This is a genomic window from Protofrankia sp. Cr1 (assembly GCF_963555865.1).
Taxonomy (GTDB): Bacteria; Actinomycetota; Actinomycetes; order Frankiales; family Frankiaceae; genus Protofrankia.
The window spans coordinates 10458-12346 of the sequence record NZ_CAUVXO010000142.1; the positions used below are offsets into that span (position 1 = coordinate 10458).

Genomic DNA, 1889 nt, shown 5'->3' on the forward strand with positions numbered 1-1889 from the left:
TTGGCCCTGAGCGGGATCGGGCCCGCCATGCTGCTGCGGCTGCCCCCAGCCGGGTCCGTCGGTCATGTCGGTCTCCCTGAAGTCGTACGTCTCGGAGCCTCTGCCAGCGCGGGGAGAGGCGACTTCCCGCAGATCATTTCGTGAGGCGCTCTTCGCGGCCATTGTCGTCCACAGCCGGGTTGTCCACAGGGACTGCAGCGCCCTCGCCAAGCGGACGCAACGGGCCGACCATCCCATACATGCCCAACACGTATATCGGCGCCGCATTCGAGGTCCTTCTGGATCTTCTCCTGCCGCGTGCCTGCGCCGGCTGTGGCCGTCCGGGCCCGGCGGTCTGCCCGACCTGCGCAGCCTCGGTCGATCGTCCGGCATTCCTCGCCGCTCCGGGACAGATGGCCACACCGGGGCGGCGGGGGCCACCACCGCGATGCTTTGCCGGCGCCGTCTACGACGGACCGTGCCGCCAGCTTCTGCTGGCGTTCAAGGAGAAAGGCCGGCAGGACGCCCGGCGGCCCTTGGCGTCGGCGCTTGCCCGCGCGGTGATGGCGGCCCGCGTCGGGACGGCGCATACCGGCTTGGTGATTCTTGTGCCGGTGCCGTCGACCCGGTCGGCCGTTCGCCGGCGAGGTTTCGACCATGTACGCAGGCTCGGTGACGGCGCCGCGGGGGTGCTGCGCGCGGCCGGGGTGCCGGTACGGGTGGTCGCGATGCTGCGGGCGGCCCGGGCGGTGGCCGATCAGGCCGCTCTATCCGCGGTGGAGCGCGCGAGCAATCTCAGCGGTGCGTTCGGGCTGCGACACGGAGTCCGAATTGTCGACGAACTCCGTCTCGCCAGGGGTTTGCCGGGGCAGGACAGAGTCACTCACTGTTCACCGCCGGCCGCGTTGTTCATTGTCATCGACGATGTTGTGACGACGGGTGCGACCCTGACCGAGGCTGCGCGGGCGCTGCGTGCCGGTGGGGTACCGGTATCAGCCGCCGCCGTAGTCGCCGCGACGTCTGCGCGCCGCCGCGCTCCTCGAGACATCGGCGCGCCGCCGCCCTTCTCGAGATGACCGGCCCCAAGGTGTCCATTTGGCTGCGACCGGGGTACCGCAGGGTTGAAACTGTCGTCACCCGCACCGGCGCCGCGGGAGTGGACAAGCGAAGCGACGGACCAGGGCGCTCGGGGTCCGGCCGGAAGGAACGAGGCAGATAAGCCCTGACATACGGAATTGCATCGGAAGGTCGGATTGGCTCGATCCCGCGGGATCGTTCGGTCATCGCCGCCTCCGGTCGACAGGAAGGTGAAACGAGTGGACATCGTCTTCAAGGGAAGGCACACCGCGGTTCCCGAGAGGTTCCGCAAGCACGCCGAAGCCAAGATTGCGAAGCTGGAGCGGTTCGATCACAAGGCCTTCCGGGTGGATGCTGAGCTCTCCCGCGAACACAATCCGCGGATGGCGGATGTCTGTGATCGTGTTGAGCTGACCGTGTTCTCACGGGGCCCGGTGATCCGAGCCGAGGCTGCCGCCGCGGATCCGTTCGCTGCGTTCGACCTGGCAGCGGCAAAGCTCACGGAACGGCTACGGCGCGCCGCTGAACGACGCAGCTGTCACAACGGCGCGGCGCGTGGGTCGTCGGGCCAGCTCTCGCGGGCCGTGGACGAGCCGCGGGTCGGTACGGAAGGCTTCGGCGACTCCGCGAGGCGTGCCGACCCCGATCGTGACGGCGATGTCCACGCAGGTGCCGATAGCGACGCAGATTACGGGGATCCGGACTGGTCGCCCATGGTCGTCCGTGAGAAGATCCATCGAGCCACGTCGATGACTCTCGACGATGCCCTGTCGAACATGGAGCTCGTCGGTCATGACTTCTACCTCTTCCGGGACGTCCGCACGGGTCTGCCG

The 1889-nt window shown here is 68.6% G+C and carries 2 protein-coding genes; both read left to right on the plus strand.

The annotated features are described in order from the left end of the window. The first annotated feature begins 239 nt into the window (after positions 1-239). Positions 240-1055: a ComF family protein gene (locus U9980_RS13340; RefSeq protein WP_322768201.1), complete on the plus strand. Its 816-nt coding sequence runs from the start codon at positions 240-242 to the stop codon at positions 1053-1055. Between the two features lie 240 nt (positions 1056-1295). After that, positions 1296-1889: ribosome hibernation-promoting factor, HPF/YfiA family (hpf, locus tag U9980_RS13345; protein ID WP_322768202.1), on the plus strand; the 594-nt coding region annotated here is incomplete at its 3' end.

Excerpts from the sequence above, each read along its gene's own strand:
- U9980_RS13340 (WP_322768201.1), top strand. The coding sequence starts at position 240 with ATGCCCAACACGTATATCGGCGCCGCATTCGAGGTCCTTCTGGATCTT.